The organism is Ruegeria sp. BF10, assembly GCF_056538725.1.
Genome location: NZ_JBQFTR010000001.1, coordinates 556,568 through 572,064, shown reverse-complemented (window position 1 = coordinate 572,064; position 15,497 = coordinate 556,568). Strand labels below are relative to the sequence as shown.

Here is a 15,497-nt window from a genome sequence, read left to right as displayed (position 1 = left end):
CAAAAAGAAAAGGCCCCGAAGGTTTCCGGGGCCTTTCTTCGATCAACCGTCCTTGCGGATGGTTTCGTTTTTCGGGTCGTAGGGGCTGTCGCAGGTCACGACCGCATCCCACAGCTTGTCCTGCATCTTGACCTTCAGCTTTGTGCCTTCGACTGCCAGCTCGGGCTTTACATAACCCATGCCGATGGACTTCTCGAAGGCCACGGAATACCCGCCCGAGGTCAATCGACCCACACGCTCGCCTTCCGGTGTGTACAGTGCCTCGCGGCCCCATGGGTCGGCATCCTCCGGCCCATCGATCAGCAGGGTACAGCATTTCACGCGCACGCCGGTCTCTTCCAGCTTGGCCTTGCCGTAGAAGTCTTTCGACAAGTCGACAAAGCGCGGCAGGTCGGCCTCCAGCGGGGTGGCGTCGCGGCCCAGTTCGGTGCCGAAGGCGCGATAGGATTTCTCCTGCCGCAGCCAGTTCTGGGCGCGGGCACCGACCAGTTTCATGCCGTGCTTCTCACCGGCTTTTTCAAGCAGGTCGAACAGGTAGTTCTGCATCTCGATCGGGTGGTGCAATTCCCAGCCCAGTTCACCGGTATAGGCCACGCGGATCGCGTTGACCGGGCACATGCCCAGTTCGATCTGACGGGCCGACAGCCACGGGAAGCGCTTGTTGGACAGCGCGGTTTCAGGCTCGGCGTCCTTGATGACCTCTTTCAGAACGTCGCGCGATTTCGGCCCGGCGATGGCAAAGACGCCCCATTGGGTGGTCACGTCTTGGATCTCGATGTATCCGAACTCCTCCATCTTGTCCTCGGCCGCCTTACGCAGATAGTCGGCGTCGTACTCGGTCCAGGCGCCGGCAGAGACGATGTAGTAGTTGTTCTCGCCGTTACGAACGATGGTGTATTCAGTGCGCGTGGTGCCGTGCGAGGTCAGCGCGTAGGTCAGGTTGATACGCCCGACCTTAGGCAGCTTGTTGCAGGTGAACCAATCCAGGAACTGGGTCGCACCGGGGCCTTTGACGACGTGCTTGGTAAAGGCCGACGCATCGATCAGACCAACGCCCTCGCGGATCGCTTTGGCTTCCTCAACGGCATATTGCCACCAGCCACCACGGCGGAAGCTGCGGCTTTCCTTGTCGAAGTTGTCCGGCGCGTCCAGCGGGCCGAAATAGTTCGGACGTTCCCAGCCGTTGACCCAGCCGAACTGTGCACCACGCGCTTTCTGACGGTCATAAGCCGGAACGGTACGCAGTGGACGGCAGGCTTCACGCTCTTCGTCCGGGTGGTGCAGGATGTAGACGTGCTCATAGCACTCTTCGTTCTTGCGGGCCGCGAACTCGGTGGTCATCCAGTTGGACGAGTACCGCTTGGGGTCCAGCGACGCCATGTCGATCTCGGCTTCGCCATCGACCATCATCTGCGCCAGATAGTAGCCGGTGCCGCCTGCGGCGGTGATCCCGAACGAGAAACCTTCGGCCAGCCACATGTTGCGCAGGCCCGGAGCCGGACCAACCAGTGGGTTGCCGTCAGGGGTGTAGCAGATCGGGCCGTTGAAATCGTCTTTCAGGCCGGATTCAGCGCACGATGGAACGCGTTCGGCCATTGCCATGTACTGATCGGCAATCCGGTCCAGGTCCAGCGGGAACAGGTCAGCGCGGAAGCTGTCCGGTACACCGTGTTCGAACTGCGCCGGTGCGCCATGTTCGTAGATGCCCAGAATCCAGCCGCCGCGTTCTTCACGCGCATAGGATTCGTTGTCAGCATCGCGGACAACGGGGTGTTCCGGGTTTCCAGCTTCACGCCATTTGACCAGCTCAGGGTCTTTGTCCATGACGATGAAGGTGTGCTCTACCGGAATCGCGGGCATTTTGATGCCCAGCATTTTGGCAGTGCGCTGTGCGTGGTTGCCCGATGCAGTCACGACATGCTCAGCAGTGATTACCACTTGCTCATCTGAAGGAACGAGGTTGCCGCCCTTCTCGACCATCTTGGTGCAGGTGACTTCCCAGTGGGTGCCGTTCCAGTGGAAGGCGTCGGCCTGCATCTTGCGCACGATATCAACGCCGCGCTGACGCGCACCTTTTGCCATCGCCTGTGTCACGTCGGCCGGGTTAATGTAACCGTCTTCGGTGTGATAGATCGCACCCTTCAGGTCCGAGGTCTCGATCAGCGGCCAGCGTTCCTTGATCTGCTCCGGGGTCAGCCACTCATAGTCCACATCGCAGGTTTCCGCAGTGGAGGCATAGAGCATGTATTCATCCATGCGCTCTTGGGTTTGCGCCATGCGCAGGTTGCCGACCACGGCAAAGCCCGCGTTCAGGCCGGTTTCTTCTTCAAGCGTCTTGTAGAAGTCGACCGAGTATTTGTGGATGTGGGTTGTCGCATAGGACATGTTGAACAGCGGCAGCAGACCAGCGGCGTGCCAGGTGGAGCCGGAGGTCAGCTCATCCCGTTCGATCAACATCACATCATCCCAGCCAGCCTTGGCCAGGTGATAGGCAATCGAGGTCCCAACGGCGCCGCCGCCAACAACCAATGCTTTGACTTGGGTTTTCATAACCGGGCGTCTCCCCTTGAAATCAGTTGACACCATATGGCGCACTTGAAGGGGATCGCGCGACATTCATCCGACCAGTGATATGAAAAAAACGACCCGATCATCGAATGCGGGCCGCAGATCGGTCATGAAACCCGTGATCTCAACCGCTGGAGCGACAGCGCTTGCTTGTCCCGATCGTGGTGCAGACGAGTTTCTTAGTCTCCTCTGCCGGTGTCTTCGCCGCAGGTTCCTCTGGCTGTACAGGTTGAGCCTTTGCATCAAGCCGACTGTCCGAAATCCCGACACGCGCGGATACCGAGGCAACATAACCTTTGAGGCCCAGCCCGGTCTCGGATGCCTTGGCCTGCTGATAATAATCCAGCCCAGCAACGACAACTCCACAGACTGCTGCAAACCCTGCCAGATATTTTGCGCTCATGTCGACCACCTGTTCTCAATCGAGGATGTGAAACCAGAACATGTGGACGATTTGAAGGCGCAATGCGGGCCAGAACGCGAAAACCGCTAGGATTGGCCCGCCAAAACCTTGCCGGGATTCATGATGTTCTCGGGGTCCAGAGCGGCCTTGATCGCCGCCATATACTGCGTGGCAGCACCCAGTTCCTTGATGAGGTAAGGCATTTTGCCCTGACCGATTCCGTGTTCACCTGTACAGGTGCCTTCCATAGAAATTGCCAGATCATTCAACCAGCCGACAAACTCTTCGGCTTTGGCAACTTCTTCGGTATTTTCCATGTCGATCAATAGAAGCGAGTGGAAGTTCCCATCCCCCACATGCCCGACCATTGGCGCGAGCAAACCAAGATCGGATGCCTTCTGTTGGGTGCCGGTCACACATTCCGCCAGACGCGAGATCGGCACGCAGACATCCGTTGAAATACCGCGCGCGCCGGGGCGCAGTTGCAGGCACGCCCAATACATATCATGCCGGGCCTGCCAAAGCTTGTTCCGTTCTTCGGTGGTCGAGGTCGCAGCAAAGTCAGTGCCGGCGAACTCCTCGGCGATCTGACCAAAGGTTTCAGCCTGTTCCGCTGCACCGCTTTCAGAGCCATGAAATTCAAGCAGCAACAATGGCGTTTCCGGCAGGCGTAGCCCGGAATAGGCGTTTGCCGCCTGAACCGACATTTCATCCAGCAACTCTATTCGGGCGACCGGAATGCCATACTGAATGGTCATCATCACAGCCCGACACGCTGCATCGACCGATGGAAAAGAACACCTGGCCGAGCTGATCGCTTCGGGGATACCCTGCAACCGCAGAGTCAGCTCGGTGATGATCCCCAAGGTGCCTTCTGCCCCAATCAGAAGGCGTGCCAGATCATACCCGGCCGATGATTTCTTGGCCCTGTGACCGGTACGGATGATCTGGCCGTCCGGCATGACCGCCTCGAGGCTGAGAACGTTGTCCCGCATCGTTCCGTATCGCACCGCATTGGTGCCCGACGCGCGGGTCGCGGCCATACCGCCCAGCGAGGCATTCGCCCCCGGGTCAATCGGAAAGAACAACCCCTGATCCCGCAAATGGGTGTTCAGCGCCTCACGCGTGACGCCGGGCTGCACGACGCAATCCAGATCTTCGGCGTGGACAGCCAGCACCTTGTCCATCTGCATCAGATCGACCGAGATCCCCCCCGCTGGCGCATTCACATGCCCTTCCAGCGACGTTCCAGTGCCGAATGGGATCACCGGCACCCTGTGCGCGGCACAGGTTTTGACGATTTCCGAAACCTCCTGCGATGTATGCGGGAAAACCACAGCATCCGGGCTCTGGTTTTCGATCCAGGTCGTGGTGTGCCCGTGCTGTTCCCGGATTGCGGCACCCGTTTGCAGCCTGTCGCCAAAGCGTTGTTTCAGAACGCCTATGGCGGTTTCGATACCTGTTTCATTCCGAGGCAAAGCGGTCGCCTGCACCATCGTCATCCTCCCTTGCCGCAGCACATCGCGGGCCTTTCAGTGTATGACTAATTGGCCCACCAAGTGCGGGCAATCCCCACAAATACCGAGGGTCTATTCGCCCAGCGCGATACCTTCGCGACGGGGGTCAGCGCCACCGCTCAGCCCTTCGCCGATTTCGATGGCGTGAAGGCCAGATGTCAGGTCACGCGGGTTTACCTCGAACCCAAACTGAGTCAGCCCGTCGGAAAAGCCTTCGGCAGAGGTCCCGGCCTCGACATCATACGTCCCGAAACGATTGACGAGATGTGGCAGCGACACGGCTTGTTGCACATCCATGCCCCAGTCGGCCCAAGCGATGATCGACTTGGCCACATAACCGATGATCCGACTGCCGCCCGGAGAACCAATGGCCAAAACCGGTGTGCCATCCTGCATCACGATGGTTGGGCTCATGGAGGAACGCGGGCGTTTTCCGGGCTCCAGCCGGTTGGCGATCGGCACGCCGTTACTGTGGGTCTTGAACGAAAAATCCGTCATTTCGTTGTTCAGAAGGAACCCGTTTGTCATCAGGCGTGAACCAAAGCCGTTCTCGATGGTCGTGGTCATCGACAGCACGTTGCCATAGCCGTCGACGATCGAGATATGCGAGGTCGAAGGCAATTCCAGCGACACGTCATCCGCCCAGTTCAGCGCGTGATCGAATTCCGGCTGACCGGGTCCGACCTCTGCCAGCGCGCCTTCAGTGTTCAGCAATTCCGCTCGTTGCGACAGGTAGGCCGGATCAACCAGCCCCTTGGTCGGCATGGGTACGAAATCGCTGTCGGCCATGTACCGGCCCCGGTCCGCAAAGGCGAGGCGCGAAGCGTCTCCGATCAGCCGCCAGGCCTCGGCGCTTTCCGGCCCCATGGCCGCCAGATCATGGCTGTTCAGCATCCCCAGAATTTGCCCCACGGTCAGTGCACCCGACGACGGCGGGCCCATGCCGCAGACTTCGTAGGCGCGGTATTCTGCGCAAACCGGCTCGCGCTCGATCACCTGATACAGCGCAAGATCCGCACCGGACAGAACACCGGGATTGCCCGGAGCGTTGCGAACCGTGCGCACGATATCCGCGGCAATCTCACCGCCGTAGAATCCGGCCGCCCCGTCACTGGCCAGCACACGCAATGTTTCGGCATAAGCCGGGTTCATCAGGCGCTGCCCCTGTTGCAGCGGTGCGCCCCCCGGCAGAAAATACGCGGCCGTTTCCGGAAAGCGCGACAAACGCTCGGCATCTTTTTCGACAAGGCTGGCCAGGCGCGGGGACACCAGAAAGCCTTCATCCGCCAACCTTATTCCATCGGCAAACAAACCAGGCCACGAGGAACGCCCCCAGCGGCGATGCGCCTCTTCCAGCAAGGCAGGTGTGCCCGGCGTCCCCACAGACAGCCCACCGACAACCGCATCGAAGAATTTCAGCGGTTCACCATTTTCGTCCTGAAACAAGGTCGGCGTGGCCGCCAGCGGCGCCGTTTCACGCCCGTCCAGAGTTGTGATCTGACCGGTCGCTGCATCGTACCAGACCAGAAACGCACCGCCGCCCAAGCCCGAGGATTGAGGCTCGACCAGGCCCAGCACGACCTGCACCGCAACCATGGCGTCTGCGGCAGACCCACCTGCGCGCAATACTCTGGCGCCGGCTTCCACCGCCAGCGGGTTGGCCGCGGCGACCATCCAGTTCTGGGACGTGACCGGAACGCCATCCAGCTTGGCCTTGAGCGCCGCGATGACCTCGTCGGTCATGGCCTGTACCTGCCCTTTCGTGGCCGTTTCCGGCGCAACGGCATCGGCCGCTTCCTGAGCGAACCCCGGAGCTGCAAAACAAAATGCAGAAAACAGTAGAACTGAAACACGTCTCATCTGATCAAATCCTCCAATACATCCCTGATTTTCAAAACCGCGCGCCAAACACGCTGTGAACAAGTCCAAGCTGCACGCCATCAACACACGGCGGACGTCCGCAGCACGCGTTAGGCCTTTGCGTCGTCTACCAATCGATCCCGATCATAACGGGTCATACCGCGGAACTCGGGCAACCACGCTTCACGCCGGGAGACCCAGCTTTCATATGTTGGCGTCAACTGGTCTGGCGCATCAAGGCACCCAAGATGCACTTCAACTTCAACTCCGCTGCGCGCAAAGACCGGAGAGCCGCAGCCCGGGCAGAAGAACCTGTCAGCATAACCGCGCGCTTCGCCGGAAACCTCAATTCTGTCATCCGGGAAAACGGCCGCTGCATAGAACAAAGCGCCATGATGCTTGCGGCAGTCCAGACAGTGACAGATTCCGACCCGCAGAGGACGACCCGAAGCCCTGATGCGCAGATTTCCACAACGGCACCCTCCTTCATAGACGTCCATTCCTGCTCCTTTCCAGAGCGCTACAGCATCGCCGGCACGACCTGATCCGGCGGGCGGTGGCCGTCTTCGAAAGTCTTGATGTTGATGATGACCTTCTCGCCCATCTCCACCCGGCCCTCCAGCGTTGCCGATCCCATATGAGGCAACAAAACCACATTGGGCAGCTGCCGCAGACGCGGGTTCACGTCAGTGCCCTTTTCGTAGACATCCAGCCCCGCCCCCGCAATTTCACCTGCGCGGATCATCCGGGTCAGGGCGTTTTCATCCACGACTTCGCCACGTGACGTATTTACGATCACTGCCGAGGGTTTCATCAGTTTCAGACGACGTGCGTTCATAAGATGGAAGGTCGACGGCGTTGAAGGGCAATTGACCGAGATCACATCCATTCGCGCGACCATCTGATCCAGGCTTTCCCAATAGGTTGCCTCCAGCTCCTGCTCGGTCTCGGGGTGCCGCCTGCGGCGGTTGTGATAGTGGACCTGCATTCCAAACGCTTTCGCACGTCGCGCCACCGCCTGCCCGATCCGGCCCATGCCCAGAATGCCCAGACGACGACCTCCGATACGACCTCCCAGAAACGCGGTGGGCGCCCAGCCGGACCAATCTCCCTGCTGCATCACGCTCAGACCTTCGGGAATGCGTCTGGTAACGGCCAGGATCAGGGCCATCGTCATGTCGGCGGTGTCATCGGTCAGCACCCCCGGCGTGTTCGACACCAGAATTCCACGCTGACGCGCGGTGGACACGTCGATATTGTCGACACCGGCACCGTAATTGGCAATGAGCTTCAGCCGTTCGCCCGCCTGGCCCAGCAGACCGCCATCAATCGCATCAGTTACCGTAGGCACCAGCACATCGGCGTCTTGCACTGCGGCCACCAGTTCCTCGCGCGTCATCGGAGTGTCATCTTCGCGCAAGCGCACATCAAACAACTCGCTCAAACGTGTTTCGACCGCTTCGGGCAACCGTCGCGTAACGACAACACTCAAACGTTCTCTTGGCACCTCGGCCCTCCCACTGCTTTGCAAACGGACGCGCGCCATGGCATCGTGGCGCAGGAAAAGGCGGGGCACAAGAACCCCTTTGGCATTGAGTCCACCTTTTTTCGGAACCGGATCAACAGGCATAAGAGCAGGCAGTCAGTGAGTGGTATTCGACCGGTAAATCGCCGTTGTCTGGCGACACTATCCGTATTTCTGATCATGTTCGGCGCATGGGCTGCGTTTGCCGACGTGAAACGTGGACCGGTCACCAACCTCCCCCTGCCCCGTTATGTCTCGATGAAAGCGGCAGAAGGCAACGTAAGACGCGGACCTTCTTTGACGCATCGAATCGACTGGGTGTTCAAACGGCGCGGAATGCCGCTTCAGGTCACTGCCGAATACGGCAACTGGCGACGGGTTCAGGACCGCGACGGCGCTGGAGGCTGGGTTCACTACGCCCTGTTGTCGGGTGTTCGGACAGTGCTGGTTGAAGCCGATATGTTGCCTGTCTATGCCCGACCCGATCCGACCTCACCCGTGAATGCGCATTTCGAATCCGGGGTCGTGGCCCGACTGGGAACCTGTTCGCTGGACTGGTGCCAAATCTCTGCCGGCGGATATCGAGGCTGGACATTGAAATCGAACCTTTGGGGCGTCGACCCGTCCGAGGTTCGCGAATAGACACAGGGCTGACCTTCCCCCGCGTTTCGGACCCGCGACAAGGTGTTTGAGTTTCCCGCCGATATGCTGTGAAACTCGACCAAAACGGAGGCTATCATGCGCGCAGTTACATATTCCACCTTCGGAGACCCGGCCGATGTCCTGCGGATACAGGACCTCCCTCTGGTCCCGCCGGGTCCGGGTGAGGTCACGGTTGAGCTGTCCTTTTCCGGGGTGAACCCTTCCGACGTCAAAGCCCGCGCCGGGACCAGACCGGGCGTGACAGAGCCGCCGTTCCCCCTGATCATCCCGCACAGTGACGGCGCTGGTGTAATCTCGGCCGTTGGCGATGGCGTATCCGCATCTCGGATCGGTCAGCGCGTGTGGATCTGGAACGGGCAATGGCAACGCCCTTTCGGCACCGCCGCCAGCCACATCACCCTTCCCGATGCGCAGGCCGTGGCTCTGCCGGATGCGGTGTCGTTGCAGACCGGCGCGATTCTGGGCATCCCCGGTCTCACCGCCTGCCATGCGGTGTTTTCAGGCGGCCGCCCCGATGGGCATACGATCTTGATACATGGTGGCGCGGGCACCGTTGGCTTTCTGGCCGTTCAGCTTGCCAAATGGGCGGGCGCGCGCGTGATTGCGACCGCCAGCCCTCGCAACTTTGACCGGGTCAGGGAAGCCGGCGCAGATATCGTGATTGATTACGCCAGCGAGGATCTTTCCACCGAAGTTCTCGATGCAAATGAAGGAAAGACGATCGACCGAATCATCGACGTTGAATTCGGCCTGAATATTCAAACAAACGCCGCGGTCATCGCCGAGAACGGTCGCATCAACGCCTATGGGTCCGCGCAGGACATGACCCCCGTGTTTCCGTTCGGACCGATGATGTTCAAAGCCATGACGCTTGAGACCATTTTGATTTACCTTCTTCCGCCGGATCTTCGTGCCAATGCCGTGAAGACCCTTCACAAGGCCTTGGCGGATGGCGCTTTGACCTGCCCTGTTCAAAAGGTTTTTGCACTTGAGGAATGCGCGTCTGCTCATGCAATGGTGCAGGACGGAAACCGGACCGGAGCCGTGTTGATCGACACCAAATGACCGCCCTGAAAAAAATCGGTTCAACCTGAGTTTTTTTGACAAAACGCTCTTGATCCCCGCCAGCAACAATCGTAGACAGCCGCTCACCGTTGGGGTGTAGCCAAGTGGTAAGGCAGCGGTTTTTGGTACCGTGTATCGTAGGTTCGAATCCTACCACCCCAGCCAGATCATCAGGACATGGTTGAACAGTAGGCACTTGGAGCCAAACCCTCCAAGAAATGCCCCCGTTTATGCCCCCGCTCAGATCACACATGTCTTGCTAGTCTGTCTTTCTGTCTGCACGTCAGCGGTGACCTCCCCCAAACAGAGGGAGAGGCCGATAGCGGTTATGGCTGAGTATAGTCGGCATAGGGATAAGTAATGGAAAACGCGGGATAAAGAGGAGAAGAGAAACTCAAACCTCTCCCCCTCCCGATCACCCCAGTTTCCTCATCCCCCAAGAGAATCCAGATACGCTATCCTCTCGCTGAAGATACGCTGACGGGCCCGATAGACAGGGCAGCGGGGGAGATAACGCATTTCCATGTAATCATCGACCAAGGTAAGCGTCCGTTGAACCCAACCTAACGCTTGCCGCTATCGGGGGCTAAGTGTCCACTATCGATGGTGGACACTGTGAGGTACTCTATGAGCAGGCGGAAGAAACGGGGGCATTTCTTGGAGGGTTTGGCTCCAAGTGCCTACTGTTCAACCATGTCCTGAAGATCTGGCTGGGGTGGTAGGAATCCTTGCCCACCGATGAAACCCATCAATTTTTCCAACCGGTGGCCGGAACTGGGGCGGTTTCGGGGGCATTTTACCGCTAGATCGATCGTTCACTGGCGCTGTGACAACCGCTGACGACTGGTTCCGGGGGCTGACGGGTGGTCTCTGGTGCTGGCGGGCGGCGGAAACTTGTAATGGCGCTCTGTGTCCCAGTTCACAGAACCTCTCGTTCATCCAAGTTAACGTTACGTCATCAATGGGAGGTCGTAATGCTTCGTAATGCTTCAAATATCTGGCACACTCGCACCGAACACGCAGTAACCATGATACACCCGGTTGTGCGTATCTTGCGTCATTGCACCCAGATGCAACGCCAAGTGAACCGCTACCACTGAATTCGAGCGCGGGTAACACTTTTCCGAGGTCAGCTTCTGTGCGCCACGCAAAGGTTGGATAACTGGCTGTTTTGAGCTCTAAGCAGTTAGGCCGACCGGCTGGCGACTGTTTGTTGGCATTGATGAAGTGGCTGACCCTTGGCGCAGAAGCGGACGTTCGAGCGGACAACGGCGAATGACCGTATCGAGCCCAAAGAGCGTGATGCTGCACATGTCACGAATGTCGCGAACATCGCTGAAACCCACCGTTCATGTTCCTTCTTCAGTTTATAGATACCTATGTGAAGTTGACCCATAAGCACTAATATGAAGTGGCCCTCCAGCGATCAATCGAGGTCATTTTCCGATGAGTTTTCCGATGATTCCGCTCAAAGGGTTCAAAGGATTAAGGTATTTCTTTTCCGTCTTGACCGTAACGACAATGGCACCGTCTGGTTTTTTTTCCGTCGTGGTGGTTTCGATTTCTTCGATTTTTCCTTTCTTAGCAATGACAATGTACAGCGCCCCAAAAAGCGCCCCTAGCACCAGCAATTCAACTCCTGCAATCGTCTGACGTTTCGAACTGTCTTGAATAGCGGTTTCAATACCAGCACGGTATTCAGTCTCCCAAAGACCCAGTAAGATTGCTCTCAACAGTCCAACCGTATCGTCGGAAAAACCCTCGGCAGATTGCTTCATACTGGCTCGAAAGTTGATAAGCTCGTCTTCAGGGATTCCGAGCTCGGCAATAACTTTTTCCTCAGCATGAATCTCGTCAGCAACGTCCAAGAGATCAGGCAAAACTGATCTCGACACCTCCAAAACTTGCGCATCACTCAAATTTTCAATTTCGTTAGAATCACTCATCACTGGTTCCTTCGCTTCAAGTTATGGCTGGAACCAAACACTCTCATTGCCCTGCACGCAATGGCAGAAACTCCATCCCGTTCCGCGTCCCGTGTAACGTCAAACACTACATCCTGAACTGACTTTGTCTCTTCTTGTACAATGCGTCTCACGATTTCTGAGGTGAGTTCCATTCCAGCGATGCTCGGCATCTCCCACAAGGGGGCTACAAGGCAGTTTGTTCCAGACAAGAACAGGGAACGTTCCAAACCTAACCGTTCCCATCCGAGAGCTGTCAAAACGGATCCTCCTTCACAAGAAGAGGTAACCACGATTGAAGCCGAGGAGGACAAAGTTGTACTTCCCGAGAACTCAAAAGAATAGTTCTTTCTCGCCTTGTCCCCCATCATTGCTACGGCAGATGGCGGGAGACCTCCTTTCGAAGAGACGAGAAGATTAAAATACCCAGACTGAGCGTCCAAATAGCCATGAGCTGTTATTCGGCAGACGTCCGACGCCTGTAAACACTGTGCAAGATCTGAAGCAGACGCCTCTCGCCCAATCTTGTGCACATAGGCCTTCACATTCGGCTCGGAAGAAGAGGTCCGTTCCAGTGCCTCTCCAACCGAAATTTGTTTTGCGACGATGTCATCTCGGTCTCCTGCTCGCCACACAGAAAAATCTGCCAACCTCAATTCACGAGGAAAGCCCCGTGATCGCTCATCTAACCTCAGAGCACTGGACAGGCTTGGCGCAATCGACACGCTGTTGTGTTCACCGAGCGCTAAGCTTAAGAAAGTCGGGTCTGCAGGGCCACATATGATGCGGAAGTTTTTGTACTCCCACAATGCACTCGGAATTGTCTTTCTAAAACTCTCCAGCTCCCCCAGGACTTGAGCCATTCTGTCCAAGCAAAGCGTACTACTGGTGGTGGGAAGACGATTGATGTGAAAACTGATCATACTTCCCAACCGTTTGGTCCGACTAGCAGTAATCGAGAATTCTAGCAGGGTGGAAACTAGCCCTGTTCCGACTGTGTAGCTCACGTATGCCATCAATTTGCCTTCGCCGGGCGGCGCAAAGAACTGAAAAATGGCCGTTTCTGCATCAGAGAGTAATTTCTTGGTATTTTCGTCTGTCGCTGCAAGCAGGGACGCGTTTTCTCCTAGTCGCGAATTTATTCGACGCGCTATGACCGGCGATGCTTGAAAATCTACCGCAGCCCTTGTCAAGCTTGGTGAGATTGCGTTGTTGGACCGTGCCCAACTCGCGATGTCCGCAACTATCGAAATATCAGTTTGGAAGTGACCAAAAAGAGAAAGTGGATCACCGTCTGGGTCTGTCTTCTCGACATGGTCGTCCAAAGACTGCAACGTATTCAATATTGCATCATTCAACTCTGCCGCTGAATGTTTGCGCGACACTAGAAGCCTTAACTTGTTCGCCTGAACTCTCCAACTATGGCCCCCAACTTGGCCGAACTCGTCTATGAAGGCTTCAGCCTCCTCTGGACGCGAGTCTGAGGACAGCAAATTTGAACCGAGAACAATTAATCCAGCTTTCGCTTCGGACAGACCTGCAGAAAAATCTCCTCTTCGAAGGCTCTCACTGATCAACAATAATACGTTGTCGATCTGATCCCTTGATACTTTTTTGCCCAACTTTTTTTGAATTTCTAGGCTTCGAGCCGTCGGATAGGCCGTGAACCCAACTGGAACTTTGTTGAGGTCCAAGGCAGCGTGTGCATCATAGATTTCAAGCGCTTGCTGCAGCTTTCCCTTTGAGTAATAGGCCTCAGCTATCATCAGCGATAGGCTGCGCTCATCAACTCCGCTAATGGAACGACCACGCAGAAGTTTTTCCGACGACAATAACCTCTTAGTGGCTTCTTCTTGACGTCCTTCAAGGATCAGACAAATGACGTAGCTCGTCTCAATGCCAATCGCTTCGTCACTGTTGGCCAAGGGAAGAATTTTCTCAAATATCTCCGCTGCTTCTGAAGTTCTACCCATACTCCTTAGGACAATTGCACTGTTTCTCATCAGCACCAATACATCACCGGGAGAGATTCCTTCGCCTTCCTTCCTAATCGCAGTTTCGTAATGTTCCAAAGCGTCTTGATAGCTGCCCGCATATCGATGACAATTTCCTATTTCGCAATGGAAATAGGATTCAAAGGGAAACCCCAAGGTTTGTTCTTTCGGATAGCTCCAGTCGTCAAAGCTTTTTGTGATTTCATCAGAAAACTCCATCCCGGTTTGGTACCAACCATACGAATTGAGAGCCTGAATAAGGGGGCATGCCAAAGCAAACCTGTCCCGGTCTTCGCCTTTAAGAACAATTTGAAACGCAGTGTGAAATACGATTTCGTGCCACTCTGACGAAGTTGAAACCAACATATTTCTGATCAGGAAACGCATGCCTTCAAGCACATCAAGGTCATCTTGCTGCATAATGTGATTGAATAAATCCAGCATCAGCGGTGCAACTTGATCCCGCTTGAGGTTGGTTAGTTGAATGGTAGGTTGCGTAATCGCCGCTTCCCTCGGATATATCCTCTGGACTACGCGGTTTGCCATCATCGCTTTCTCGACCTTAGAGGTTATGTCGCTCTCGTTGTCCGAACTGGACCTCCCGAAATCTGTGACCGCGCGCGCAAACGTGGACCTATCGATCATTCTTCGAACAACTTCCGGAGCGATCAATTGGCGCTCGTTAGAACCATTTGATTCCCTCATGAATTCAAAAAATGCCGTAAAGTCGCTGTATTCCTCCTGATCCGGAAAAGGATCGTGTGATGCCAAATAGCACAGAGCTGCGGCTGAAACGAAAATGTACTTAGTTGTGATCCAACCATCACCATCCTCAGTGACTTGGGAAACCAACTCTCGGTAAGCCTGCAACAGATGTTCAGATGTTTCGGGATAACGAAGGAAGCCGACTGGCAACGCATCAAGTACCCTAGAAACTCCCCAGTTTATGTCACCGGATTCTTGTACCCCATTTAAGAGTGAAGACACGGAATACGCATAAGCCAGCCGCCCCAAAAGGCCGCGCAGGTAATCCAGCCGACGTGCGAACTCTTCTTTAGACAAACGCTCGTCGTTCTCGGACGCGGGCTGAAAGACAGGCGCATTCTCAATGTCATCTGCTACGCTAGACTTAATTTCGACCGCACCTGAAGCAACGATGATCAGGGAAGCAAAAAACTCGTCGTCAATATCGTGATAGTGAGACAAGACCGCCTGAAAAACGTTGATACTGTCATCCTGCAAAGCCAAAAATATATCTTTGAATACTTCAAGTCGTGGAACCATTTCCCTCGTGATGAATTCTCGCCGAAATTGCCGCTTTTCTGCTGAACAGATCAGCTTTCTGCCGCCCGAGAGAAGGTTGGTATGTCTAATCTTTTCAATCAGTTCGCCTTCTGGTAACGGCGAAATCACATGGAGGGCGCTATCGGTACCTATCGCGGCTCCGTCAATAATTTCGTTATCGTAGCCACAAACTGGGCAGCTAGTAACGTTCTCTTTTTCGACGAACATCAAGGCAGTTCCGACCGGGTTTTCTGGGAAGGTCGCCATCTTGATTTGGGGACCGAAGTCAGAGAACTCAAATACGTGATCACACTCGCCGCTCGGATTTTCACACTTCCGATGCATAACAGAGTTCCTAATTCAAAATGAAACAAATTGAGACAAAGGTAGACTTCTACATGCTATCGGTAAAGGTGTTAAGCTAGTATCAGTTGGTACGATTTCGCAGCCTTTGAAACACTAAGAATTATCTCCAAACTATATTTGATGTACTGTCTGTCCAGTCCATCATCGAACAGACCAAGGATCAGTTTTGAACCTGCAGATAGGAAAACGATCAACGTCGCCTGTCAGGTGTTAGAAGCCGTTCAAGTTTATCTTGTCAAATTCGGCTCAGACGACGGACACGTGCGGCAGGTCGCCTGACTCTGGTCT

General features: G+C 55.8%; 10 protein-coding genes and 1 tRNA gene. 3 read left to right on the top strand and 8 right to left on the bottom strand.

Going from position 1 to position 15,497, the window contains the following annotated elements; genetic code table 11:
* Positions 1-42: 42 nt before the first annotated feature.
* The 6 genes from ACR0DJ_RS02905 to ACR0DJ_RS02880 form a co-directional block, all read right to left on the bottom strand.
* Positions 43-2,550, bottom strand: coding sequence for a GcvT family protein (locus ACR0DJ_RS02905; protein WP_480683819.1), 2,508 nt, complete (start codon positions 2,548-2,550; stop codon positions 43-45).
* Between the two features lie 142 nt (positions 2,551-2,692).
* A complete protein-coding gene (locus ACR0DJ_RS02900) occupies positions 2,693-2,971 on the bottom strand; it encodes a hypothetical protein (protein WP_170343580.1) in 279 nt (92 codons plus the stop codon).
* An 86-nt stretch (positions 2,972-3,057) separates the two neighbouring features.
* Positions 3,058-4,467, bottom strand: coding sequence for an FAD-binding oxidoreductase (locus ACR0DJ_RS02895; protein ID WP_480683817.1), 1,410 nt, complete (start codon positions 4,465-4,467; stop codon positions 3,058-3,060).
* 93 nt (positions 4,468-4,560) lie between these two features.
* Positions 4,561-6,348 carry a gamma-glutamyltransferase gene (gene ggt / locus ACR0DJ_RS02890; protein ID WP_480683816.1) on the bottom strand — a complete coding sequence of 596 codons (1,788 nt, stop codon included), beginning with the start codon at positions 6,346-6,348 and terminating at the stop codon, positions 4,561-4,563.
* A gap of 110 nt (positions 6,349-6,458) precedes the next feature.
* The gene (locus ACR0DJ_RS02885) at positions 6,459-6,848 is read right to left on the bottom strand and encodes a GFA family protein (RefSeq protein ID WP_170343577.1); all 390 of its coding nucleotides are present in this window, start codon (positions 6,846-6,848) and stop codon (positions 6,459-6,461) included.
* A 20-nt stretch (positions 6,849-6,868) separates the two neighbouring features.
* Positions 6,869-7,855, bottom strand: a complete 987-nt coding sequence (locus tag ACR0DJ_RS02880) for a 2-hydroxyacid dehydrogenase (RefSeq protein ID WP_480683815.1) — start codon at positions 7,853-7,855, stop codon at positions 6,869-6,871.
* Between the two features lie 198 nt (positions 7,856-8,053).
* Between ACR0DJ_RS02880 and ACR0DJ_RS02875 the strand changes: the two genes are divergently transcribed.
* From ACR0DJ_RS02875 to ACR0DJ_RS02865, 3 genes are all read left to right on the top strand, one after another.
* The gene (locus tag ACR0DJ_RS02875) at positions 8,054-8,515 is read left to right on the top strand and encodes an SH3 domain-containing protein (RefSeq protein ID WP_425079047.1); all 462 of its coding nucleotides are present in this window, start codon (positions 8,054-8,056) and stop codon (positions 8,513-8,515) included.
* A 96-nt stretch (positions 8,516-8,611) separates the two neighbouring features.
* Entirely contained in the window at positions 8,612-9,601 is a 990-nt protein-coding gene (locus tag ACR0DJ_RS02870; protein ID WP_480683814.1) for an NADPH:quinone reductase, read from the top strand.
* Positions 9,602-9,691: 90 nt separating this feature from the next.
* A tRNA-Gln gene (locus ACR0DJ_RS02865) sits at positions 9,692-9,766 on the top strand.
* 1,271 nt (positions 9,767-11,037) lie between these two features.
* Here ACR0DJ_RS02865 and ACR0DJ_RS02860 read toward each other — a convergent pair.
* A complete protein-coding gene (locus ACR0DJ_RS02860) occupies positions 11,038-11,547 on the bottom strand; it encodes a hypothetical protein (protein ID WP_425078694.1) in 510 nt (169 codons plus the stop codon).
* Positions 11,547-15,188: a CHAT domain-containing protein gene (locus ACR0DJ_RS02855; protein ID WP_480683813.1), complete on the bottom strand. Its 3,642-nt coding sequence runs from the start codon at positions 15,186-15,188 to the stop codon at positions 11,547-11,549. Before ACR0DJ_RS02855 ends, ACR0DJ_RS02860 begins: the two co-directional genes overlap by 1 nt.
* Positions 15,189-15,497: the final 309 nt, after the last annotated feature.